This is a genomic window from Pantoea sp. XAF26B01_ASV70, assembly GCF_054512635.1.
In genome coordinates, this window is sequence record NZ_JBTNCJ010000002.1 from 248972 (window position 1) to 273663 (window position 24692).

General features: G+C 56.4%; 21 protein-coding genes. 8 read left to right on the forward strand and 13 right to left on the reverse strand.

The window, feature by feature from the left end; translation table 11 throughout:
• Positions 1 to 256: 256 nt before the first annotated feature.
• Entirely contained in the window at positions 257 to 877 is a 621-nt protein-coding gene (locus ACX8ZY_RS20670; protein ID WP_033760375.1) for a response regulator transcription factor, read from the forward strand.
• A gap of 29 nt (positions 878 to 906) precedes the next feature.
• Here ACX8ZY_RS20670 and ACX8ZY_RS20675 read toward each other — a convergent pair whose 3' ends face one another.
• Genes ACX8ZY_RS20675 through ACX8ZY_RS20695 form a run of 5 tightly spaced genes read right to left on the reverse strand, consistent with a single transcriptional unit; the run spans position 907 to position 8104 of the window.
• Positions 907 to 6447 carry an AAA family ATPase gene (locus tag ACX8ZY_RS20675; protein WP_421665506.1) on the reverse strand — a complete coding sequence of 1847 codons (5541 nt, stop codon included), beginning with the start codon at positions 6445 to 6447 and terminating at the stop codon, positions 907 to 909.
• Positions 6447 to 6830 (reverse strand): response regulator transcription factor, encoded by a 384-nt coding sequence (locus ACX8ZY_RS20680; RefSeq protein WP_010670332.1) that lies wholly within the window; start codon positions 6828 to 6830, stop codon positions 6447 to 6449. Before ACX8ZY_RS20680 ends, ACX8ZY_RS20675 begins: the two co-directional genes overlap by 1 nt.
• Before the next feature lie 43 nt (positions 6831 to 6873).
• Positions 6874 to 7128, reverse strand: a complete 255-nt coding sequence (locus ACX8ZY_RS20685; RefSeq protein WP_010247172.1) for a XapX domain-containing protein — start codon at positions 7126 to 7128, stop codon at positions 6874 to 6876.
• 2 nt (positions 7129 to 7130) lie between these two features.
• Positions 7131 to 7352, reverse strand: a complete 222-nt coding sequence (locus ACX8ZY_RS20690; RefSeq protein WP_033773924.1) for a XapX domain-containing protein — start codon at positions 7350 to 7352, stop codon at positions 7131 to 7133.
• A gap of 59 nt (positions 7353 to 7411) precedes the next feature.
• Complete coding sequence (locus tag ACX8ZY_RS20695) at positions 7412 to 8104, reverse strand: hydrolase (RefSeq protein ID WP_010670331.1); 693 nt, start codon at positions 8102 to 8104, stop codon at positions 7412 to 7414.
• A gap of 287 nt (positions 8105 to 8391) precedes the next feature.
• Here ACX8ZY_RS20695 and ACX8ZY_RS20700 point away from each other — a divergent pair, with 287 nt between their 5' ends.
• Genes ACX8ZY_RS20700 through ACX8ZY_RS20715 form a run of 4 tightly spaced genes read left to right on the forward strand, consistent with a single transcriptional unit; the run spans position 8392 to position 13178 of the window.
• A complete protein-coding gene (locus tag ACX8ZY_RS20700) occupies positions 8392 to 10269 on the forward strand; it encodes an amidohydrolase (protein ID WP_022624300.1) in 1878 nt (625 codons plus the stop codon).
• Between the two features lie 2 nt (positions 10270 to 10271).
• Positions 10272 to 10694, forward strand: a complete 423-nt coding sequence (locus ACX8ZY_RS20705) for a DoxX family protein (RefSeq protein WP_010670329.1) — start codon at positions 10272 to 10274, stop codon at positions 10692 to 10694.
• Complete coding sequence (locus ACX8ZY_RS20710) at positions 10681 to 12309, forward strand: MFS transporter (RefSeq protein ID WP_421665507.1); 1629 nt, start codon at positions 10681 to 10683, stop codon at positions 12307 to 12309. Before ACX8ZY_RS20705 ends, ACX8ZY_RS20710 begins: the two co-directional genes overlap by 14 nt.
• A gap of 47 nt (positions 12310 to 12356) precedes the next feature.
• Positions 12357 to 13178, forward strand: coding sequence for an alpha/beta fold hydrolase (locus tag ACX8ZY_RS20715; protein WP_010247190.1), 822 nt, complete (start codon positions 12357 to 12359; stop codon positions 13176 to 13178).
• A 40-nt stretch (positions 13179 to 13218) separates the two neighbouring features.
• Here the strand turns inward: ACX8ZY_RS20715 and ACX8ZY_RS20720 are convergent, their stop codons facing one another.
• The 5 genes from ACX8ZY_RS20720 to ACX8ZY_RS20740 all read right to left on the reverse strand — a co-directional run bounded on the left by ACX8ZY_RS20720 (position 13219) and on the right by ACX8ZY_RS20740 (position 18517).
• Complete coding sequence (locus tag ACX8ZY_RS20720) at positions 13219 to 13944, reverse strand: pirin family protein (protein ID WP_010670327.1); 726 nt, start codon at positions 13942 to 13944, stop codon at positions 13219 to 13221.
• 164 nt (positions 13945 to 14108) lie between these two features.
• Positions 14109 to 15089 carry a LacI family DNA-binding transcriptional regulator gene (locus ACX8ZY_RS20725; protein WP_421665508.1) on the reverse strand — a complete coding sequence of 327 codons (981 nt, stop codon included), beginning with the start codon at positions 15087 to 15089 and terminating at the stop codon, positions 14109 to 14111.
• Positions 15090 to 15143: 54 nt separating this feature from the next.
• Positions 15144 to 16205: a sugar phosphate isomerase/epimerase family protein gene (locus ACX8ZY_RS20730; RefSeq protein ID WP_421665509.1), complete on the reverse strand. Its 1062-nt coding sequence runs from the start codon at positions 16203 to 16205 to the stop codon at positions 15144 to 15146.
• A 26-nt stretch (positions 16206 to 16231) separates the two neighbouring features.
• Positions 16232 to 17461 (reverse strand): MFS transporter, encoded by a 1230-nt coding sequence (locus ACX8ZY_RS20735; RefSeq protein WP_022624777.1) that lies wholly within the window; start codon positions 17459 to 17461, stop codon positions 16232 to 16234.
• A gap of 144 nt (positions 17462 to 17605) precedes the next feature.
• Entirely contained in the window at positions 17606 to 18517 is a 912-nt protein-coding gene (locus ACX8ZY_RS20740; RefSeq protein WP_031292565.1) for a DMT family transporter, read from the reverse strand.
• 232 nt (positions 18518 to 18749) lie between these two features.
• Here ACX8ZY_RS20740 and ACX8ZY_RS20745 point away from each other — a divergent pair, with 232 nt between their 5' ends.
• Complete coding sequence (locus tag ACX8ZY_RS20745; protein ID WP_010247208.1) at positions 18750 to 19766, forward strand: lipoate--protein ligase A; 1017 nt, start codon at positions 18750 to 18752, stop codon at positions 19764 to 19766.
• A 179-nt stretch (positions 19767 to 19945) separates the two neighbouring features.
• Here the strand turns inward: ACX8ZY_RS20745 and cspE are convergent, their stop codons facing one another.
• Together cspE and ACX8ZY_RS20755 are read right to left on the reverse strand one after the other, a co-directional pair.
• Positions 19946 to 20158, reverse strand: coding sequence for a transcription antiterminator/RNA stability regulator CspE (gene cspE / locus ACX8ZY_RS20750; RefSeq protein WP_003855207.1), 213 nt, complete (start codon positions 20156 to 20158; stop codon positions 19946 to 19948).
• 424 nt (positions 20159 to 20582) lie between these two features.
• A complete protein-coding gene (locus ACX8ZY_RS20755) occupies positions 20583 to 21779 on the reverse strand; it encodes an MFS transporter (protein ID WP_421665510.1) in 1197 nt (398 codons plus the stop codon).
• A gap of 294 nt (positions 21780 to 22073) precedes the next feature.
• Between ACX8ZY_RS20755 and ACX8ZY_RS20760 the strand changes: the two genes are divergently transcribed.
• Positions 22074 to 22823, forward strand: a complete 750-nt coding sequence (locus ACX8ZY_RS20760) for an NAD-dependent epimerase/dehydratase family protein (protein WP_421665511.1) — start codon at positions 22074 to 22076, stop codon at positions 22821 to 22823.
• Positions 22824 to 22964: 141 nt separating this feature from the next.
• Here ACX8ZY_RS20760 and ACX8ZY_RS20765 read toward each other — a convergent pair whose 3' ends face one another.
• A complete protein-coding gene (locus tag ACX8ZY_RS20765; RefSeq protein ID WP_033773905.1) occupies positions 22965 to 23858 on the reverse strand; it encodes an ABC transporter six-transmembrane domain-containing protein in 894 nt (297 codons plus the stop codon).
• A 104-nt stretch (positions 23859 to 23962) separates the two neighbouring features.
• On the opposite strand from ACX8ZY_RS20765, the gene ACX8ZY_RS20770 reads away from it, so the two are divergent.
• A complete protein-coding gene (locus tag ACX8ZY_RS20770) occupies positions 23963 to 24538 on the forward strand; it encodes a TetR/AcrR family transcriptional regulator (RefSeq protein WP_421665512.1) in 576 nt (191 codons plus the stop codon).
• Positions 24539 to 24692 lie beyond the last annotated feature (154 nt).

Here is a 24692-nt window from a genome sequence, read left to right on the forward strand (position 1 = left end):
AGCTATGTCGATCAAATGACAGTTATCAGCATTTACGCCCAGAACAGTGGCGCTCCACCCCAGAGTTGACGCTCACATTTTAGTCATACCTATCAGCCATTTATCTTAATTTTAACAAGCTGATAATTATAAGATGATAATGATAACTGTTATGGTAATATCCTGTTAACCCTGCCCGACACATTCTCATCAGGGCCTCTTTACGCGTCATGCTTAATTAAATTATCAGTAAATACCTGGCTGAAATGAGGTCCCTATGAATCCCATCGTTTATATCGTTGACGACGACGCTGCTGTGACTGCTGCACTGCGTAATCTGCTCACTGCCGACGATTACACGGTTATCTCTTTTTCTTCGGCTGATGATTTCCTGGCTCACGCTTTTACTCCCCTTCCCTGTTGCCTGATTCTGGATATTAATCTGCCGGGTGCAGATGGATTTGATGTCGCACAGGCATTGATCGATCGTGGCTACGCCATTCCCACTATCTTCTTAACCGGCTTCGGGACTATTCCGGTCACAGTGCGGGCTATGAAAACCGGTGCTTATGAGTTTCTGACTAAACCTGTCGATCCCGATCGTATTTTGCAGGCGGTTGCAGAAGCCTTACAGATCGCCGGGCAGAATATGGCCTCTTCCGAGGAGCGAAGGGAGATACTGGAGCGACATCAGACCCTGACACCGCGTGAAAGCGAGGTCATGCTGCTGGCGATTAGCGGCCTGCTGAATAAGCAGATCGCCGCCGAAATGGGCGTTAGTGAGATCACAGCTAAAGTTCACAAGCGGCGGGTGATGGAGAAAATGAAGGCGCGGTCGCTCACCGATCTGGTGCGGGCGGCAGAGCGGCTCAATATTGATCATACCCGACGCCGCTAAGGCCAGGCAGACACCTGGCCTCAATACGATTATCCCAGTGGCAGAGTGAACCAGAAACGGCTGCCGCCTTCCGCCCGGTTCTCTGCGCCTAATTCACCACAATGCTTTTTGATAATCCCTTTGCTGATGGTTAATCCCATGCCCATGCCACTTTTCTTCGTGGTGTAGAACGACTCAAAGATCCGTTCACGCACGCCATCCGGCAAGCCGCAGCCGCTATCCAGCACCTCAAAACGCAGCGTGTCCGGCGTAGGGTTCTCTGACGTCAGCCGCAAAAGCGCCGCGCGTGGTAAATCGTCGGACATGGCATCGATGGCATTGATTACCAGATTCAGCAGCACCTGCTGAATCTGAACGCGGTCGCAATAGATATCCGCCTTTCCGGCCCTTAGTTTCAGCTCCAGCGAAATTCCGCGTCGCTCCAGCTCCACTCTGGAGAGCGCCAGGATATCGCGGGCGATCAGATGGAGGTTTTCCGAGGCAAAGCTCGATTCATGATTGCGGGTCAGCGCCTGCAGGCCACGAATTATCTCTCCGGCACGTTTTCCCTCTTTGATAATTTCATCCAGACTGCTGCTGGCATTCTCCAGCATCACCGGTTCACGCTTTAACCAGCGCAGGCTGGCACCGGCATTGGCCACGATCGACATCAGTGGCTGGTTAATTTCGTGCGCGATTGAGGCAGTCAGTTGCCCGACTGTGGTGGCGCGGGTTACACGGGCCAGATCCGCCTGTGCCATGCGCGCGGCATCTTCTGCCTGGCGCTGCGAGGTGATATCGGAAATGGTGCCGAAGTACTCTTTCACCTCGGGGAAGTTTTCTACCGGCTCTCCGATACCTTTGATATAACGGCATTCCCCATCCGGCCTGAGCACACGGAACTCAGCCTGCATACTACGTCCCTGACTGACGCTGTGCGTCACCAGTTCGCTGATGCACTCATAATCATCGGGATGAACGCGGGTCAGAAAATCTGCCATCGACAACCCTTTTTGATGGGCTGGCAGGCCCAGAATACGGCCATACTCTTCAGACACCATCATCATGTCCTCTGCCACTTCCCAGCGCCAGGTGCCGGTATGGCTGATCTTCTCGCCGAGCATCAGCGAGGTTTTGCTGGCGCGTAGCTGCTTCTCAACCCGTCGCCGATGGTTGTTCTCCTCCAGCAGTTCAGCGTAGAGGCGCGCCGTCTCCAGCGAAACTGCCGCCTGAGCACTCAACGTTTTAACAATGTGGGAGTGCTCAGCCGTGAACGCATCAGGCATCAGGCGATTCTCCAGATAGAGCACCCCAACCATATTGGCCTGCCTGAACATCGGAACACATAACACCGCAGCGCCCGAGGCCACCAGGTAAGGATCCTGACTGAACGGACTGAACTCTTCCGGCTTGCCAGTACGTATCTCCTGACCGGTACGGATCACCGCGGCCAGTACCGATAGCGGCAGGTCAGTTGCGACGGGGCGCTCTTTGACAATCTGCACCCGCACGCCATCAGCCGTGCTTTCTGCCCAGGCCTGCGTTTCCGGAAGCGTACCATCCAGAATCCGGATAAGCCGACAGCGCTGGGCCCCGGCCCGCTCCAGCAGGATGCGCATCAGGGTATGAATCAACCGATCAAGGTTGATCTCCTCCGTCAGGGCGCGCACGGCGGTCAGCACACTCTCCAGGTCGTAGAACGAGGCATCCTGCGTAAAGGGAATGGTCGCCACTGCACTGTTTTGCATCGGCGTGGTCAGATGCGGATAGTGCTGCTCAAGCTGGCGCACCATCGCCAGCGCGCCCCAGCTCTCCCAGCTTCTCATCGACGCTTTAACGTAGGCATCGGCGGCGGTATCTAGCTGTAATGCTTTGCAGTAGCGGCCAGCCAGCTGATTCGCCAGCGCATGAATGTGCAGATATCCCCCCTGGCGGGAGAGACAGATCGCATTTTCATACTGTTTCAGCGCCTCGCCCGTGTTGCCCGCAAGACGGGCACACTCTGCCCTGAGCAGGGCATATTTATCAGCAAAGAGTCCGGGATTGAGGTCGGCCCAGCCCGCAAATTTGTCCAGATCGCAGCGCAGCGTGTTGCTGTCAGCCGCACCGGGCTGCAGGCTCAGCGATAGTGCGCTGTAAAAATGCATATCCATCAGGTAGATGTAAGCGGGCACTGCGCTGGTCAGCGGACGAATTTCTGCAAAACAGCGCAGCGCCTCCCGGTATTCTGCCGCAAAGAAATGTGCCATTCCCCGATACAACCCCGCCCAGAACAGCACCATCGCTTTTGGGCCAGAGATCACGCCCGGCTCGCTGCCCGCCACCATCGGCAAAGCGCCATCGCGATCGCCTGCCCTGAACCCGTTGCTGTTCCGCAGTTGCATCACCAGTTGCTTCTGCATGACCAGCACGTTTTCAACATCGGGATAAAAGGTTTTGCGGGTAAAAGCGAGTCCGCGCTCAATGGAGGTCATGACCGACTCCAGATGATCGCCGCGTGTCAGCGTGTTCATGATCTGATGACGCAACGAGAGGCAGGCAAAGGAACGGTCACCGTGCATCACCGCGACGCGAAAACTATCACGGGCACTCTCTACGGCCACATCCAGCGGCTGCGTCCAGATCCCCAGCTGATCCAGAGGCAGCAGCGTGCGGGCTTTATAGCGGGTAAAGTCATGCCGCTCCACCAGCTCACGGGCCACCCGACCACAGGCATAGCCAAAATGCCAGGCCTGATAGCGTTCGCTGATCAGCACGCTGAACCAGGCGAGACCAAACGCAGAAGCACCGGTCACGCCGTGATCCAGCGTCATCTCCAGCATCCGGCAGACCAGCAACAGATGCAGCTGCGGGCAGTCGTAGGCGGAGACAAAAATGGTGCTGGCCATCAGGTTCAGCACCGACTCAGTTTCCTGATCGGTGTTGCGTGGCAGGTGGGAAAAAGCCGCTTGCGGAGAATCGCCGATCCGCGCCCTGATCGCCTGCCAGGCGGCGTTAATCTCCGCGTCGTCCGGATCACGCCTGAGATGCACACCAAAGACAGCCAGCCAGGCGAGCGCAGTTTCCAGCGCCAGATGGTTGTCGGACTGACGCATATGAATTTCAGCAGAGAGACAGGCTGCCATCGATTTTTCACTGAGCGTGCCTGGCTCACTCAGCAGTCGGGTACAGAGCTTTTGCGCGGTCGTGAGATTACCGTGCAGAAATTCGCACTCCGCCTCATCGATGCCCAGCATAAAGTCATTGCCGGTCACCATCCGCTGGCTGAGTTGCTGGGCGCTGCGCAGATAGCGCAGCGCCGAGAGATAATCTCCGGCACGTTTCGCTCCCTGCGCAGCACGTAAACAGAGGGGATAATAGCGTTCACGGTCTGCGACACTAAGCGGCAGTTCAGCAATCATGCCGATGTGATAAGCCGCGCGGAACAGCGTCTCACTGTGATCGGCATTTACCACCGCGGCCGACAGCCATGCCGCCGCCTGCTGATGAAGAGAGTGTTGCTGCCGGAGGTCGAGCAGTAAAAACGCTGCGTTGTGCACGCGGTCGTGGGTAAAGGCGTAGTTCCCGCCAGTCAGGGTTATAAAACGGCCGCTGACGGCAGGCTCAAGCTGCTGCTGAATCCGCGATACGGACGTCGCGTTGATATGACTTAATAGCGACAGTTCACCGCTGGCCCCCAGACAGGCCAGCGAACCCAGCAGCTGGCGTGTAGCCTCCGGCATCCGCGCCAGCTGATTTAATACCAGCGTCGCCACATTGTCGGTGTACTGACGCGCAATCAGCGCCTGGCTGTCGTAATGCCACTTCAGCGGATTCTGACGATAGACAATCACCCCATCATCCACCGCCTGACGGAAGAACTCCTGCATCGAGAGTGGATTACCGCCGGTTTTCTCAAAGATAATCTGTGCCAGCTCACGATTGCCGCCGGGACGGGTATGCAGCATCCCCGCCAGCCAGCGGGTGATGCTTTTAACACTGAGCGGCTGCGGCGTCAGCGCCACGACACGTGCCGCTGATGCTCTGAGGCGCAGCAGAAACACGGCAATCATCGGACAGGGCATCGACTCACCCTCCCGGAAGGCGAGCACCAGCATAAAAGGCAGATGCTCATTACGGGTAATCAGATTTTCCAGCAGTTGCAGCGTGGCATTGTCTGCCCAGTGAACATCATCAATCAGCATCACCAGCGGACGGCCCGGGGTGGCAAAGGCCTGGATAAGCGCAGACGCCATCTGATTAAACTGCTCGCGGGCGTCCGGAGCATGGCGCACCACCGGCTGCACTGTCCGGATATTCAGCAGCTGTTTTAGTTCAGGCACCAGTTCAATGGCTAAATCGGTATAGCCACCCAGCAAGCGCAACAGGCGAACCCGCCATTTGCTTAGCTCCAGGGCTGACAATCCCAGCAGATAAAGCGTAACCGTGCGAAACGCTGAGGCGACTGCGGCATAAGGTGCGGCAGGCGAATGTTGATCGGCCTTGCTGGCTGCCAGCAGAATCTGTCGGTGCTGCAGGGTTTTCAGCGCGGAAGCGATAATGGCGGACTTACCCGAGCCGGGGGAACCGCTCAGCATCACCAGGCTCTGCGTGCCAGTACGGTTGACCGCATCCAGCGTCGTCAGCAGCACGCGAGCCTGCGGATGTTGCGTGAAGAGTGTCTCGGGCCGGAAACTGGTGCTGAACCGCTCCTGCAGACCGGGCGTGAACGGCGCAATGGTGTTTTCTGCGGTCAGCGTCGCCTGACAGCGGCGTAAATCAGCCATCAGCCCCTGCACGGTCTGATACCCGTCAGCAGGTGACTTTGCCAGCAGACGCAGCAGAATCACAGAGAGCATCGGCGGCACATCCTCTCTGACCTGTCCGGCTGGCCGGGGTGCGCTGGCGATGTGATGATGAATCCACTCCGCCTCCCCCGCATCCGGTGAGCCAAACGGCAACTTACCGGTGAGATATTCATACAGCACGACACCCAGACTGTAGAGATCGCTGAGGCTACTGACCGGATGCGGCGTGCGGCCGGTATGTTCAGGTGACATATAGGCCAGCGTACCGCCAGAGACGCGCAGGCTGTTTTTTTCCGCCGACTGCGCCGCCAGCGAGGCGAGGCCAAATCCGCCCAGCCGGAACCGGCCCTCGTCACTGATAAAAAAATGGCCCGGCTTGATATCCCCATGCACGATGCCCTGATGATGCGCCTGGCCGAGCGTGTAGCAAAGCTGCAATGCAATCTGCAGGAAGTCAGCGATTTTATCGGGAGGGGTCGCGAGGTTATTCGCCAGGCTGCGAAACGGAAACGTGGGGTAGATCAGCGCATAGCGGTTGAGGTAACGGGTGGTGCCCGTCGCGGTGATGGCCCAGCGGGGCGAAAGATAAGCGGCCAGCGCTCGTTCATTTTTCAACCGCTGCGTCGCCTGAAACGTGACGTCGTCACTCTGTCCGGTGGCGATTATCAGTGACTCACCTGAGTGACGGCGCGCCAGCATCCAGAGCAGACAGCCATCCTGCGCCAGCGGCGTCAGCGTGTCGAAATCTTCAATCGCGATCCCTGCGTCGTCACTCTCCTGAAAATTAACCGAAAGCATGCTCATCAGCGCACCTTTCCCTGAGATAACTCGCAACGGATCAGTGTCAGCAGCGTATCAACATCAATCGGCTTTCGCAAAAAAGTCACGGCACCCAAGGCAATGGCATACCACAGGGTGGTCTCTTCCAGATCTGCTGAGATAAAAATCACCGGTGGCAGACCTGCCCGCTGTTTCAAAATAGTGAACAGCTCAAAGCCGGACATGCCCTTGAGTCCGACATCGATGATCAGCATGCCCACCTCTGAAAGTGCATCGTCATCGCTCAGCAGCGCCTCACCTGACTCAAATAGTCGGGTCGAATAGCCGTCTGAATGCAACAGATTGCTGAGTCCACTGCGGACCGCGCGTTCATCATCCACAATGACAATACGCTGTGACAGCGCCATGCAGTTATCCTCTGAAACGCCTCATCGTACGGCACGCGAGGACTTAAGGGTGGTCATCGCCATCGGGTGGCGGTGTCCCACTGATTTTTGGCACACACTCATGGCGAAACCACTTCAGCGTCACCGGCTGCCGGCGGAACAGACGCGTACCCAGCGGAATCAACTGCTCACCCACCAGCATGCCAAACAGCCCCACTAAAGCAATAACCGGAGGTGCCGGAGAGTTCACGTTGATCAGGGCATAGATTACCCCGGCAAGCAGCCCCACCGTGAGAGAAATAATGTAGGATTTCAACATGTTCAGCTTACCCGCGAAACAGGTGTAACAAACGGCGCATCCGATCGCTGCAGGGTGGTCGTATGCTCTGCGGGCAAGACTGCGTGCACCAGCGCCCCACCCAGCAACATCCCCAGCAGCCCCACCAGCGCAATGGCGGGCGGAGCCGGTGAACGCACCTTTAGCAGGCCGTAAAGCAGGCCAATCAATACCCCTGCAGCCAGAGAAAGCAGTAAAGGATTCATAACCGGACTCCTGTTATGCCTGCTGACCGGCAGACGTAAGCCGATCAGCAGGACGCCCCTTAGCGGACCGGTGCGTGAACCGGTGCCAGGGTACGGTGTTCACTTTTCTGACGTGACGGCGCTTTGTGTACCATGGTGTAGGCATAATCCACACCAATGCCATAGGCACCTGAATGCTCTTTGGCGATGTTCATCACCGCATCGTAAGTGTCACGGTTGGCCCAGTCACGCTGCCACTCCAGCATGACCTGCTGCCAGGTGACCGGCACCACACCCGCCTGAATCATGCGCTGCATCGCGTAGTCGTGCGCTTCTTTGGTGGTGCCGCCTGACGCATCCGCCACCATATAGATCTCGTAATCCCCTTCCAGCATTGCGCACAGCGCAAAGCTGTTGTTACACACTTCCGTCCAGAGACCGGACACCACCACTTTTTTCTTGCCGTTCGCGGCCAGCGCATCACGCACTTTCTGGTCATCCCAGGAGTTCATTGAGCTGCGCTCCAGAATGTCCTGACCCGGAAACACATCCAGCAGTTCAGGATAGGTGTGGCCCGAGAAGCTTTCGGTTTCGACGGTGGTAATGATGGTGGGGATATTGAAGACTTTCGCCGCCTTCGCCAGCGCAACGGTGTTGTTTTTCAGCACCTGGCGGTCAATCGACTGCACGCCAAAGGCCATCTGTGGCTGCTGGTCGATGAAAATAATCTGGCTGTTATGTGGCGTGAGGACTTCAAGCTTAGCGTTGGACATGCGTTCACCCATAGAGGTTATGTAACGGAATTTTCGCCAATTGGCGCGGAGCAAAAGGACGGTCAGTGCAGGTTTAACGTCCTGCTGCTGGCTGTCTGGTCGCAGTGTAGGGCGACGGGCGAAGGCAAACTATTATCTCTGCGTATAACTATACGAAGGTATAGGTATCCCTCTGTATAACTAGACGACGCATTAACCCGCTCACCATAATCCGGCTTATTCGTGCCCTGTTATCTGCGGCACTTCCTGTCCCGCACTACGTCGGACAACCCCGTTGAGGAGGATCTATGGTTACGCTGGGTAAAGCAGAACTGATACTGACCCATGGCAAATTTCATACTGTTGACCGCAGCAATCCGGTGGCAGAAGCGGTTGCGATTCGTGATGGCAAATTCGTTGCGGTAGGCACACTGGCAGAGGCGATGGAGTATCACTGCGACGGCACCAAAGTGATCGATCTTAAAGGTCACACCGCCGTACCGGGCCTGAACGATTCCCACCTGCACCTGATACGTGGTGGTCTGAACTACAACCTTGAGCTGCGCTGGGAAGGGGTGCCGTCGGTTGCCGATGCGCTGCGAATGCTGAAAGAGCAGGCGCTGCGCACGCCGTCACCGCAGTGGGTGCGTGTGGTAGGCGGCTGGACCGAGTTCCAGTTTGCCGAGCGACGGATGCCCACGCTGGATGAGATCAACGAAGCTGCCCCCGACACGCCGGTCTTCGTGCTGCATCTTTATGACCGCGCCCTGCTCAACCGCGCAGCGCTGAAAGTCGTCGGCTACACCAAAGAGACACCGAACCCGCCGGGTGGCGAAATCCAGCGCGACAGCAACGGCAATCCCACCGGCCTGCTGATCGCCCGTCCCAATGCGATGATCCTCTACGCCACCCTGGCCAAAGGACCGAAACTGCCGCTGGAACAGCAGATCAACTCGACCCGTCAGTTTATGCGCGAGCTGAATCGACTGGGTCTGACCAGCGCCATTGATGCGGGCGGCGGCTTCCAGAACTATCCCGAAGATTACGAAGTGATCGCTGAACTGCATCAGAAAAAGCAGATGACGCTGCGTATCGCCTACAACCTCTTCACTCAGCGTCCGGGGCATGAACTGGAAGATTTTGAGAAGTGGACGGATATGCTGACGCCAGGCCAGGGCAGCGACTATTTCCGTCACAACGGCGCAGGCGAAATGCTGGTGTTCTCGGCCGCCGATTTCGAAGATTTTCTGGAGCCACGTCCGGACTTAGCGCCTGGCATGGAGGATGAACTGGAGCGCGTGGTGCGTCATCTGGTGGAACATCGCTGGCCTTTCCGTCTGCATGCAACCTATGACGAGTCGATCAGCCGGATGCTGGATGTCTTTGAGAAGGTCAACCGCGATATCCCGTTTAATGGTCTGCACTGGTTCTTTGACCACGCGGAAACCGTTACTCAGCGTAATATCGATCGTATCAAAGAGCTGGGCGGTGGCATTGCGGTGCAGCATCGCATGGCATTCCAGGGCGAATACTTTGCCGAACGCTACGGTATTGAAGCCACCCGCCATACACCACCGGTTCAGAAAATGCTGGAAACCGGCGTCCCGGTCGGACTCGGCACCGATGCAACCCGCGTCGCCAGTTATAACCCCTGGACCGCGCTCTACTGGCTGGTTTCCGGTCGCACCGTGGGCGGCATGCAGATGTATGACGTCAATGCCCGCCTTGACCGTGAAACGGCGCTGATGCTCTGGACACAGGGCAGCGCCTGGTTCTCCAGCGAACAAAATAAAAAAGGTCGGATTCAGGTAGGTCTTCTGGCGGATCTGGCCGTGCTGAGTAAAGACTTCTTCAGCGTGCCGGAAGAGGAAATTAAAGGCATTGAGTCAGTGCTGACGGTGGTGGATGGCAATATTGTCTATGCCGCCGGATCGTTCAGCGCGGATGCACCGCCCGCTATTCCGGTTCTGCCTGAGTGGTCACCGGTGGTGAATGTGCCTGGTCACTATCGCAGCGCTCCGCCGGTTGCGCAGAGCCGTGCGGGTATGATGCCCGCTGTGCACCACTGCAGCGGCCCCTGCGGTGTTCATCGCCACTCGCATGAGATCGCCCGTGGTTCCAGCGTTCCGGTTGCCGAAGATAACGCCTTCTGGGGCGCGCTCGGCTGCAGCTGCTTCGCGTTTTAATCATGAATAACGCTATCACTCAATCGCCCCGCATCAACGCGGGGCTGTTCTTCCTGCGCCTGACCGGCAGCCTGCTGCTGTTACAGGTGCATGGACTGCCGAAAATTCTGCATTTCAGCGAAGAACTGACGCGTATAGAAGACCCGTTTGGTCTGGGACCGATGATGAGCCTGCTGCCAGCGATAGTGGCAGAAGTCATCTGCCCGATCTTTATTATTCTCGGCTGGGGTAGCCGGATTGCCTGCCTGCCGATCATCGCGGTGCTGCTGGTCGCGATGCTGGTGGTACACCCTGGCTGGTCACTGGCGGAAGGCCAGTTCGGCTGGCTGCTGCTGATTATCTTTACCACGCTGGCGCTGACCGGGCCTGGCGGCTGGCGAATCGGCGCGGTGAAACATCAGGGGGTTCGTCATGGCGCAGGTTAATGATATCCACCAGCTGGAGCAGGAGCAGCCTGAGGTCCAGGCCGCTGGCGAGATTTCGCCGTTACAGCCGCTACGCAGGCCGGTGTTCCGCATGCTGTGGATCGCCACCGTCGTCTCCAATATCGGTTCATGGATGAACGATGTGGGTGTGAACTGGAGCATGCTGACGCTGAGTGCCGATCCGCTGGCCGTGGCGCTGGTGCAGGCGGCCAGCAGCCTGCCGATGTTTCTGTTCGCGCTGCCATCAGGCGTGATGGCGGATATCGTTGACCGCCGCAAATATCTGCTGTTTTCCCAGCTATGGACCTTTATCGCCGCCTGTGGACTGACGGTGCTCGCCTGGACCGGCCATGTCACTCCCGAGGTGCTGCTGGTGGCAGCCTTCTTGCTGAGCGCCGGTGCCGCCATGAGTTCACCGCCCTTTCAGGCGGTAGTGCCGGATCTGGTGTCGAAACCTGAGCTGGGCGCGGCCATTGCCCTTAACTCACTCGGTATTAATATCAGTCGTGCCATCGGCCCGGCGCTGGGTGGCCTGATCCTCTCGTTCACTGGTCCCTGGATGGTCTTCCTGCTGAATGCGCTATCAGTGCTGGGCGTCACCTGGGTGCTCTGGCGCTGGAAGGCGGAGCCGAGCGTGCAGCGCCTCCCGCCTGAGCACTTCTTTCCGGCGGTGCGTGCCGGACTGCGCTACGTTCACGCGGCACCGGTGTTGCGTAATGTGCTGGTGCGAACCTTTGCCTTCTTCCTGTTTGGCAGCGCGGGCTGGGCATTGCTGCCGCTGGTGGCGCGTCGTGAACTCGGCCTGGGCCCTGGCGGCTACGGCATCATGCTGGCCTGTATCGGTGTTGGCGCGATTTCCGGCGCGGTGCTGTTGCCACGCCTGCGTCGTCGCCTGAGCTCCGATCGCCTGATGGTACTCGCCAGTCTTGTTTTCGCCCTGACCATGCTGGCTCTGGCTTTTGTACGTCACTTCTGGCTACTGAATGCGTGTGAATTTTTTACCGGATTTGCCTGGATTGCCGTGCTCTCGACGCTGAATCTCGGCGCACAGCGCAGCGCCGCGAAATGGGTAAAAGCCCGCGCGCTGGCGGTCTATCTGACGGTGTTCTTCGGCTCCATGACCGCTGGCAGCGCACTCTGGGGACAGCTCGCCTCGCACTTCAGCATTCCGCTGTCGCTCTGCATCGCCGCACTGGGCATGGTGCTGGCCAGCAGCACCGTCTGGCGGTGGCGGCTCGACCAGGATCCCGACCTCAATCTCGATATGATTGGTGATGGCGTTAACGCGCCCGCACTGGATATTCGTCACGAACGCGGCCCGGTGATGGTGAATTACGAATACCGGATTACTATTAATGATGCACATGCCTTTACCGTCTGCATGCAGGATATGCGGCGGGTCAGGCGTCGCGGTGGCGCCATCAACTGGTCACTGTATGAAGATATTCTGCAGCCCGGCATTTTCGTTGAGACCTTTGTCGTCGGCTCCTGGGTCGAGCATCTGCGTCAGAAAGAGCGCTACACCATCAACGACAAAAAGATAGAGCGACGGGTTTTCGCTTTTCATCAGGGTGAACATTCACCCGAGGTTCGCTATCTGGTGGCGCCAGCATGACTGGCACACCATCTTTTCATCCATCACGTCATACAGAGGGCAATACCATGAGCACCTTTAAAACGACCGACGGCACACAGATCTACTTTAAAGACTGGGGCACCGGTAAGCCGGTTCTGTTCAGCCACGGCTGGCCGCTGGATGCCGATATGTGGGACAGCCAGATGAACTTCCTGGCGGAGCACGGTTATCGGGTTATCGCCTTTGACCGTCGTGGATTTGGTCGTTCTGATCAGCCCTGGACCGGTAATAACTACGATACCTTTGCTTCTGACATCAACGATTTAATCACCCATCTCGACCTGCAGAATGTGACGCTGGTGGGTTTCTCAATGGGTGGCGGCGACGTCACGCGCTATATCGGCAGCTATGGCAGCGATCGCGTCGCGGCACTGGTGCTGCTGGGTGCCGTCACGCCAATCTTTGGCAAAACGGCAGACTACCCGCAGGGTGTCGATATGTCGGTGTTTGAAGGGATTCGTGATGGCCTGCTTAAGGATCGCGCGCAGTTTATCAAAGAGTTCGCTACGCCGTTTTATGGTACCAATGCCGGACAGACCGTTTCTGATGGCGTCATGACGCAGACGCTGAACATCGCGCTGCTCGCTTCGCTGAAGAGCACCGTTGATTGCGTCACCGCTTTTGCTGAGACCGATTTCCGTGCTGACGTAGCGAAAGTGAATGTGCCGACGCTGGTGATTCATGGCAGCAACGACCAGATCGTTCCGTTTGAATCCACCGGCAAAGTGGCGGCGGAGATGATTGAGGGTGCTGAACTCAAGGTTTATGACAATGCGCCGCACGGTTTTGCGGTGACGCATCAGGATCAACTGAATCAGGATCTGCTGGCGTTTCTTAACGCACAGTGATGCAAAAAAACTGCGCGGTGACAGCCGCGCAGTTTTCATTTTAACGGGTTGGATGATTCACTTCGTTGGGACGCAGATCGAATAACAACACCTCCGCTCCTTCACCGTGACTGAACGACAGCGTTTTCTCATTGCGAACCCGCGCACCGTCTCCGGCACTAAATTGCAGGCCATTTACCCTGACACTGCCGCGCGCCACATGAATATACGCATAGCGGTCGTCCGGCAGAGTGATTGTCTGCTGCTCATCCCCCTGGAACAGTCCCGCATAGATGCGAATATCCTGGCGCACCCGCAATGCGCCGTTTTCACCTTCCGGCGAAATAATCAGTCGCAGATTACCGCGTTTATCCGCTTCGCTAACGGAGACCTGCTGGTAGCCTGGCGGACTATTTTTCTCTGCCGGCACCACCCAGATTTGCAGAAAGTGAACACCCTCGGTGCCCGAGTGGTTGAACTCACTGTGAGTTACACCGCTACCGGCACTCATCAGCTGCACATCCCCGGGAACAATCACAGAGCCGGTGCCCATGGAGTCTTTATGCTCCAGCGCGCCCTCCAGGACATAGGAGATAATCTCCATGTTGCTGTGAGGATGGGCGCCAAAACCGCGACCTTTGGCTACCCGATCATCATTGATCACCAGCAGATCTGAAAAGCCCGCCTGCTTTGGATCCCAGTAGTTTGCAAAAGAGAAGGTGTGACGTGAATTCAGCCAGCCGTGATCGCCCACGCCGCGTTGCTCTGACAATCTTTGCTCAATCATATTCTGCCCCTTCGTTGATTCGGGAAGTGCGAATGCCCTTCGATGGAAACAGCATATAAGTAAACCAGGTAGTCACACAATGGCGTGAACTGGCAATGACTGTCGCGTTTTAGTAGACAATAAAGACGAAGTTATGGCGGGGCCAGGTTTTGCGGATTAATCCTTCAGCTACTGGCTCGTACCACCAGCTCACCCTGCATGATCACACATTGTGGCAGAGAGTCTGGCCGGATGATTTTTTGCAGCACCAGCTCACAGGCACGACGGCCAATCTCCCTGGAGGGCTGAGCCAGAGTCGTCAGCGGCGGCGATACCATGTCGGCCAGTTCACTGCCGTCAAAACCCACCACGGCAATGTCCTGAGGTATCCGCAGACCCGCCTGCTGTATCGCCGCCATGGCACCCGCTGCCAGCGTATCGGAAACCGCAAACACGGCGTCCGGTCGTGTCTCGCCCGCCAGCAGCTGATTCATCGCGGCTTTACCGGCGCTGAAGCTTAACTCACTGGCGTAAGCGATGGCCTGCCATGCGAGTTGTTGCTCTTTGAGTTGATATGCGTAGCCCTGCTGACGCAGGCGGGCATATCGGTAGCGGAGGTCGTGATTGATCAGCGCAATGCGCTGACGTCCCTGTCCGGCCAGATAGTGCACCACTGACTGCGCAGCGACGTCATCATCAATCCCGACGCAGGAGATCTGGCCATTATCATCATGTTCGGCGCACTGAACCCAGGGTGCCCTGCCTATCAGCTGGCTCAGCTCCGGCAGCTTGCTGAATGCATCCATGGTGATAATGCCATCCACCATCTTGCCGGAGAGCAGTTGCAGGCTGGATCGCGAACGGGCAATATCCGCGCCCGAGTTACACAACAGGATGCGATAGCCATTTTTCTCCGCCTGCTCCTCAATGCCTTTGACCACCTCCGCGCAGAACGGGTTAGAGATATCGGAAACCAGAACCAGAATCATCGAGCTGCGCGCCGTGCGCAGCTGGCGCGCCAGCAGGTTAGGCTGATAGTTGCTCTCTTCGATCGCCTCAAGGACTTTCTGCCGGTTAGCCGGTTTTACGCTGTCGCTGTTATTCAACACCCGGGAAACAGTGGCAACCGAAACACCCGCCATCCGGGCGATTTTCTGAATAGACATAGCGATCCCTCTGTTTTTAACTCACCCGCAGAAAACTTTTGAATCCATGCCGCCTCAGACGTCGCGATCCAGACCCAGCTGATGGCGCACCGCAGGGGCGTTCTCTGATAAAGCAAAATCATCAAAAGCGCGGTCAGCCACCGGGATGATATGCCGGCGGATGAATTCTGCCCCTTCACGCGCCCCGGTCTCGCCATCCTTCAGACAGCACTCCCACTCCAGCACCGCCCAGCCGTCATAGTCGTACTGGGCAAGTTTGCTGAAAATGCGGCTGAAGTCGATCTGGCCATCGCCCGGCGAGCGGAAGCGTCCGGCGCGCGCCAGCCACGGCTGATAACCGCCATATACTCCGCTGCGTCCACTTAATTGGTACTCCGCATCCTTAACGTGAAAGGCTTTGATACGCGGATGATAGAGGTCGATGAACTGCAGATAGTCGATGTGTTGCAGAAGAAGATGGCTGGGATCGAACAGGATATTGCAGCGCGGGTGGTGATTCACCTCTGACAAAAAGCGCTCAAACGTGACACCGTCATGCAGGTCTTCGCCGGGATGTATCTCATAGCAGAGGTCCACACCGTGATGGTCAAAACTATCCAGCACCGGCAGCCAGCGGCGCGCCAGCTCAGCAAACGCCTCATCAAACAGGGCTTCGTGGTGTGGCGGCCAGGGATAGAACCAGGGCCAGGCGAGCGAGCCGGAAAAGGTGGCATGTGCGCGCAGGCCGAGTTTTTCAGAAGCAGCAGCCGCATGCTTTAGCGTAGCGATGGCCCAGTCGGTGCGCCGGGCGGGATCGCCTCGCAGCGCGGCAGGCGCAAAATTATCAAAAGCGAGATCGTATGCGGGGTTCACGGCAACCAGTTGCCCTTCCAGATGCGTTGAAAGCTCACTGATCTCCAGCCCGAAACCGGCCAGTGTTCCCCGCACCTCGTCGCAGTAAGTCTGGCTGACCGCTGCCTGCTTAAGGTCGAAAATAGCGGGCTGGTGGCAGGGGATCTGCAGTGCCCGGTATCCCAGCCCGGCGGCCCACTCCGCCAGCCCCGTCAGCGAGTTAAAAGGCGGCTGGGTGGTGATGAACTGTGACAGGAAGATGCCGGGTCCCTTAACTGTTTTCATCTGTGACTCCTGATTTCAGTTACCGCTTAATCACGGTATTTGAATGAGAAGAAGAAAATAATCGCAATCACCGCAGCAGCCACGGCAGGGATCCACCAGAATATTGCCCAGCTCTCTGCGCTGGCGTTACCCGCCACCAGCTGATTGTAGAGCGCACCGGAGATTTGCGATCCCAGCAGCATGCCGATGCCGTAGGTGAACATCACCACCATGCTCTGCGCCTGCCCCTTGACCTTTTCACCGGCGATCCGATCGGTGTAGATGAATCCCACCACAAAGAAGAAGTCATAGCAGACGCCATGCAGCAGAATGCCCAGATAAATCAGCGTGCGCGTCTCATCACTCATGCCCAGCGCAAACAGTGCATAGCGGACAAACCACGCTGTCATGCCAATCAGCAGCATGACTTTTACGCCAAGACGGCGGAACAGCAGTGGAATGATCAGCATGAAAACAATTTCAGACATCTGACCCAGTGACATCAGGGTGCTGACTTCCCGGATACCGGCATCCGCCAGCCAGGAGGCGGTAAAAGCGTAGTAGGTGCCGAGCGGAATCGAGATCAGGGTGGCACACAGCGCAAAGACCAGGAAATGACGCAGTCGCAGCAGTGCGAAGGCATCGGCGCAGAAGAGATCGCGAACTTTTAACGGCAATCCTTTGGCCGGAGCCGGCGTATGTGGCAGCGTCAGGCTGTAGATGGCCAGCAATACAGAACAGAGCGCCGCCAGCTGGAACACTGCCACGCTGTCAGCAATGCCCGTTACGCCGATAAAGATCCCCGCCACGATCCAGCCGATGGTGCCGAAGACTCTGACGATAGGAAAGCTTTTCTCGCTGCTGGCGAGGCTGTGAAAGGCGATGTTATTTGAGAGCGCCAGGGTCGGCATAAAGCAGAGTGTATAGCCAAATAACAGTGCGATCAGCTGCGCCCCATTCTCCGCGATTAGCGCCTGGGGCACGAACCAGAGAATCGCTGCGCCCGCCAGGTTCATCACCGCCATCACTTTCTGCGAGGGAAAAAAGCGATCCACCAGCATACCGAGCACAAACGGCGAGAGAATTGAGGCGATAGGTCCGGCCGAAAACGCATCCCCAATCAGCAACGGCATGTTGTGACGGGTCATTACCAGCCCCAGCGTCACCGACCAGCTGCCCCAGATAAAGAACTGCATAAACATCATCAGAGAGAGGCGCGGCACCAGCAGCTTATGCTGCATCTGCTGGCCTGCTCTCTCCTGCACTGTTGCAATCATGGGAACCTCACGAATAAGTAATCGATTACATTCTGATTGCTCACAACGTAAACGAATGCAGCCGACTGTTCCTTCGCCGCGATCACAAATTATTAACTCTGCGTTATCACTCTGGAAATAACAAGGCGATGCCGGACGGGCCGATCAACGACTGGCATTAACTACCCGCGCTTTACGGAAGCGGTAACGCTCATACAGCACCGAGTAAAGGCCGCCTGCCACCACCAGAATCGCACCCATCACCGTAGTGGAGGTTGGCAGATTGCCGAGCAGCAGATAACCCACCGCCACTGACCAGATTAAGGTGGTGTAGTCGAACGGGGCCAGCAACGACGCTTCGGCATAGCGCAGGCTCAGAGTCATCAGAATCTGAGTAATACCGCCCAGCAGCCCACATCCCACCAGTAATGCCAGCTGATTGCCATGCGGCACTTTCCAGCCGCCTGGCAGCGTGACCAGCGATGTTAAGGCCGTGGTAATAGCGAACCAGAAAGCGATGGCGCCCGGCTTCTCTTTGCCGTTAAGAAAGCGGATCTGCACCAGCGCACAGGCGGTACAGAAGGCCGCCATCAACGCCAGCAGAATACCCGCCGATGCAGAAAGGGAAAATGTTGCCTGACGTGTCAGTGTGAGATGCCCGGAGAACATCACCAGAATGCCACTGAAACCGGTAAAGACCGCGACCCAGCGATGGTGACGCACTTTTTCGCGCAGAAATAGCGCCGCCAGCAGCACGGTAAACAGCGGCGCGGCATAGTTGATAGCCGTGGCGTCGGTCAGAGAAATGTAGAGCAGCGACAGATAACTGAAATAGAGTCCACCGGTTCCGGCCAGCCCGCGCACAAAATGCCCCCGGATATTGCGGGTGCGAATGCCGTCCAGCACGCTGCCCTGCAAGCGCAGCCAGATTAACAGCGGCACCAGTGCCAGCAGCGAGCGAAAAAATATGACTTCGCCGACCGGTATCGCCCCATCGAGTTCTTTTACACAGGCCAGCATCAGCGTGCTACTTAATGCAGCGGTGATCTTCATCGCTATGCCAGCGGAAGCGTTCATACGATTTTTGTTCTCTCAAAAGGGAAAATAAGCAGGGGAATCAGCACACTCCTTATCCATATTGTCATAATGTCGTACACCAATCTGCCGCGATTACTCTGCAGACGGCATTTTATCTTTTTTTGCCGCAGCATCACGGCATGAAGAGGCATGTAGTCCCGTTTCCCGGCTGGTACACTCTGCCTTCTGCCCTGCTTTATGGGCCTCTTCTCTTAAGGAACGGGAGTCACCGATGTCCACGCTGCGTTTACTGTTATCTGAATCCAACGATCCCTGGTTTAACCTGGCGGTAGAAGAGTGCATTTTCCGCCAGATGCCGGCCACCCAGCGGGTGCTGTTTTTGTGGCGTAATGCGGAAACGGTGGTGATCGGGCGGGCACAGAATCCTTGGAAAGAGTGCAATACCCGACGCATGGCGGAAGATGGCATCCGGCTGGCACGTCGCAGCAGCGGCGGTGGCGCGGTGTTTCACGATCTCGGCAATTGCTGTTTTACCTTTATGGCCGGCAAGCCGGAGTATGATAAAAGCGTCTCGACTGAGATCATCCTGCGCGCACTGACTTCGCTTGGCGTACCCGCGGAGGCTTCTGGCCGTAATGACTTAGTGGTGAACACCGCTGACGGGCTGCGCAAAATATCCGGTTCAGCCTACCGTGAAACGCCGGATCGCGGTTTCCATCACGGCACTATTCTGATGGATGCCGACCTCTCTCGCCTGGCGGATTACCTTAATCCGGATGTGAAGAAATTGCAGGCGAAGGGGATTACCTCAGTGCGCGCCAGAGTGACCAATCTGGCGGAGTTAACGCCGGGTATCAGCTATCAGGCGATCTGCTCCGCGGTGACGGACGCATTTTTCAACTATTACGGTGAGCGCTGTGAGCCAGAGAGGATCTCTCCCGACGCCCTGCCCGATCTGCCGGGTTTCAGAGAGCAGTTCGCAAAGCAGAGTAGCTGGGAGTGGAATTTCGGTCAGGCACCCGATTTCTCGCATCTGCTGGACCAGCGTTTTGTCTGGGGCGGTGTGGAGATTCATTTCGATGTAGAACGCGGCGTGATCAGCCGCTGTCAGATCTTCAGCGACAGCCTCAACCCTGCGCCGCTGGAAGCGCTGGCGCAGCGGTTGCAGGGTGTGACCTATAGGCCCGATGCCCTTGAACCGGTGCTGAATCAGCTTATTGCGGATTTTCCGGAGCAACGCGCGGAGCTGACAGAATTGCAGCAGTGGCTGGTCGCCAGCGTGCGCTGAACATTTTTTTACTGGCCCGCGCGGATATCTGGCGCGGGCAAAAAACATCGCGTAAGCATCTGGCAAACCATCAACGCAAAAAACCCGCACAAGGCGGGTTTTAATTAATTATCAATATCAGGCTTATCTGCTCAGGCTATTGCCATCACGCGTTGATAAGCACCATTGATAATTAAGGCTTACATAGGGACAACGTTTGCCGCTGAAGGACCTTTAGCGCCGTTTTCAATAGTGAATTCGACCTGCTGACCTTCGTCCAGAGTTTTATAATCGTTGCTCTGAATTGCAGAGAAATGTACGAATACATCTTTGCTGCCATCCTGAGGAGAGATAAAACCGAAACCTTTACCAGCGTCAAACCATTTTACTAAACCAGTCATTTTATTAGACATCGATAATTCCTTAATTTATGAGCCACAAAGTGGCGAAGATGGCCTGTCTTTCAGAAGGTAACTTACCAGGCTTTTAGGAGGAGACTCATGAATAAGGGTATCTTGTGATATCGCTTGCACTGAGGACTGCTTTACTAAAACTGCTTTGATAAGGTCTGTGTTCCAAACCGATGACGCTATTAAGCCACGCCTCGCCGACATTAGCAAACATTATTTTAATTTACTTTTAACATCCAGACGTCCGGAGCGCCCCTGTTGATTTTCCGAGCATTTTGAAATATCAGGGCTGACAGAATGATAATTTTCGCTGAACGGTCAGAGAGTAAATAATAGTGCGGTTAATTATTGCTGAAAAATAATACGGCGGCCCTGTACTAATAAAGCGCAGCGATAAACAGTATCGCTGCGCCCTGCTTTATAGAACTCAGGCCAGTTGAGTCTGCTGACGGGCAGCATGTCGCGTCGTGAGCACAAACACCATCAGACCGGCCACGCCCAGCGCAACACCCACCCACGCTGTTGAGATCCAGCCATAGCCAAGCGACACCGTCAGGCCCCCAAGATAAGCGCCCATCGCATTGGCAATGTTCAGCGCCGAGTGATTCATCGCAGCCGTCAGGGTTTGCGACTCATTGGCGACATCCATCAGGCGAATCTGCAATGACGGCAGCAACACTGAGCAGGTGCCGATCAGGAATGTGGCCAGCAGGCCGGTTGCCACATGCTGAACCAGCACCGGGAAGGCCAGCATCACCAGCACGTTCCATAACAGCGTCCAGCCAATAATATTCAGCACCGGGCCATCAGCCAGACGGCCACCCACCAGATTACCGATAATCATTCCCAGCCCAAACGCCACCATCGCCCAGGGGATCAGCGAGGGAGAGATGCCAGCAATGTTAATCAGCGTCGGCGCGATATAACTGAAGATAGCGAACATCCCGCCAAATCCTACCGCCCCTACCAGCAGGGTCAGCAGCACCTGCGCGTTTTTCAGCGCGCCCAGTTCCCGCAGCGGATGCGCATCCACATCGCCAGGCGTGTAAGGAACATAGCGGCCAATCAGCAGGCAGGTTAGCAGTCCAATTGCGCCCACAAAGGTGAACACCACGTGCCAGCTAAATAACTGCCCTATCCAGGAGCCCAGCGGCACACCAATCAGGGTCGCTACCGTCAGTCCCAGCATCAGTGACGCCAGCGCGCGGCCACGACGTTCAATCGGCACCAGCGAAACGGCCACCAGCGACGCCACACCAAAGTAGGCGCCGTGAGGCAGTCCGGTCAGAAAACGCGCCACGAGCAGGCCGTGATAGCTGTCGGCCATCGCGCTGGCAACATTACCGATACTGAACAGCGCCATCAGGATCAGCAGCAGCGATTTACGCGCCATTCGCGCCGCCAGCACCGCAATAAACGGCGCACCGACCACCACGCCCAGTGCGTAACTGGCGATAGCGTTGCCCGCCTGCGGCTCGGTAATCGCAAGGGAGCGTGAAACATCTGGCAGCAGGCCCATCATGATGAACTCACCGGTACCGATGCCAAAGCCGCCCAGCGCGAGGGCCAGTAATGCCCAGCGGACAAAACCGGCATCGTCGGTTTTATGATTTTTTCTTAACAAAATTGATTCCCAATGGCCAGAACTGAAAAAACTGAAGTGAGCCGGAGAGAGAAAGCAGAGCGTGTTCCCGTCCGGGTGAAGCGGGCAGACTATAAAAAGTCAGGCTGCGCTTAGCAACCCATTTATGTGATCTGGCGCACAGTGAAGGCTGCGGTAACGTAGGTCTTTATCCGTGCCACTCTGGCGCATAGCGACCTGTTTAAGATCACAATCCGGAAAGCTACGCAGGCCTGAGTCGTGAATCTCTGTTTAACTGACCTCTCAGCGCTTCTTTTGCATAACAGGAATCAGCAGATGACGACCAGAGTTATCCTTCTTACCGGTGCCAGCGGGCGCATCGGGCGCACTTTCTTTGCGGCCAGCCAGAACAACTACCGTTTTATCCTGACCGATTTACGTGAGCCGGATTACACGATACCCGCACCCCATCGTTTTATTGTGGCGGATCTGTCACAACCTGGTGCGCCGGAGAAATTACTGGCTGAAGAGCCTGTCGATACCGTCATCCACCTCGCCGGTATCCCGGATGCGCAGGCCAGTTTCGACGATCTGCTGCCCGCCAATATTCTCTCTACGACCTGGATACTCAAGGCAGCAGTTGAGCACCGCTGTCGTCGTCTGGTCTTTGCCAGCAGTGCGCAGACCATTGAGGGCTACCCGGCGGATGTCCAGATACATCCCGGCATGGCCGTCTCTCCCGCGAATCTGTATGGCGTCACCAAATGTTATGGTGAAGCACTTTGCGCCTTCTATGCCAGCCAGCACGGGTTGAGCTGTGTGGCGCTGAGAATCGGGGCGTTTGAACCTGCACTGGATAACAGCCTGCATAATGCACGGGATTACAGCGCATGGCTGAGTCCGGAAGATGCCGTCAGATTGCTGACTGGCGCCGTCGAGGCAGAGAAGATCACCTTCTTTATTGGCTACGGCATTTCCGATAACCGCTTTAAGCGCTTTGATCTGACACAGACGCGAGAAGTGCTGGGCTATACGCCATCTGATAACGCATTCAGAGCATTTGCGCCAGGTGAGCTGGATTATTAGCCCCTCCCCTGAGCCGTGATCGCTTTCGGTCCCGAGTCGGCTCGTTATTCTTCATCTCCGTTGCCGCCGGTCTCTCCGGCGGCTGCTTCAGCCCTCAACTGAGACAACGCCGAAAAGAAGGCAGCGGCTGAATCGGCCAAATCAGTGTGTGCCGGTATTCACCCGGCGACCTATGTCTTTCAGCTGGGAATATTTTTCCAGCAGCTGTGGGCCATCATCCAGGCTCATGGCAAACATCCACATATAGGTCATCACCGAATAGATGTGACCCGCATTGGTCCCGCCACGGTTCGACATTACCGCAATGGTGACAGCAAATAGCAGCGCTGCCACGCTACCGATGGCCAGATAACCCCAGGCTTCCCGATCGGAGAGACGGATCCGCAGGCTGGCCAGCACGCCATAATGACGGTCCAGTGACGCAGCGTTAGCGTTGCTGACAAAGCTCACCTCTTTCTCCAGCCGGTTATTCAGACGACCAAACAGCACATCGTTTTTGCGGGTAAATCCCGGCAGGAAACAGGCGAAGAACAGCAGGATCGCCAGACAGCCCGCGCCGGTCCAGAACTCGATAGCCAGCAGCATCACCGCGGCGCCGGTCATAGAGGCCAGCGAGGTAATCAGCACCGGCAGATGTTTCTCAAAAAAGTCGACAAACTCGCGTGACAAGGCCACCCGCGCGGCAATGGTGGAAGCGCTCTGGTTTTCGTTACGCTGTGCCACAATCACCGGCACGGCCAGCCCGGCGTAAATACGGGCAAAGGTGCGGGTATCGACGCTGCGTCGTGCCGCTCCGATGGCCCACATGGTAAACACCATCACCGCATAGAGCACCGCATGCCAGGTCCTGCCGGAGAGAATCGCATTAATAGCGAAGCCCGCCAGCAGCGGATAGAGGAGATACATGACATTTTCCGCCACCACCAGCAGCAGCGTGAGGAACAGCTTGCGGCTATGGCGACGGCCGAGCATTTTTAATGTCAGAATAGCGCTGCGGGGTTTTGCTACCGGCAGGATCGTTTTTGAGGAATGCATAGTTTCTGTTTCTGATATCATGAGTCTTGAGCGGTTGCTCAAGAACGAAAAGCAGTCTATTTGAGCAGTTGCTCAAAGTCAACGTGACACTCATTGAGAGAGAGATGAAAGAGTCAGCTGAAGCACTGAGAACCAAAATCCTGGATGCCGCGATAGTGTTATTTATCGAGAAAGGGATCGAAAAAGTGACCACTCGGGAACTCACTGAGTCGGTGGGCATTTCACGCAGTCATATTTATCACTATTTCAGCAACTGGCAGACGCTCTGCCTGGCAGCGCTTGAACGCTTTATGCACGTGGATTTAGAAAATTTTGCTGACTCCCTGACTCTACTCACACCCCGCCAGAGGTTGCTGACGCTGTTCGAAAGTCATCTGCCGAGCGCACCGGATGCAACCTGGCAACTTTATGCTTCATTCTGGCAGATGGCTGCGCATCGCGAAGCCTATGCCGCGCTGGCAGAACAGATGACGGCAGCGTGGCAGGCGCTGGTGGAGGAGATAATTCGTGACGGCGTCACAGATGGAACGCTGCGTTGTGCCGATATTCCACGCACCGCCCGGCAAATCAGTGCGATGCTTAACGGCTATGCCGATTTGCTGACAATCAATCCGTCGGAGAAAAAGGCAAGCGAAGGGATGGCTGACTTAACGCAGTTTATTGATCATCTCCTGTCGTAACGTGGATCTGACGCGTTATAAAGGCTTTAACAACGCCAGATTTTAATTAAATGTTAATAAAAGGTTTATTATTTTAATTAGTCTGCGCTTTTAACCCGCTATAAATGCAGCTTCTTCAGTCAAACTGACTTATGCTTTTTCCATCTGAAAAGGC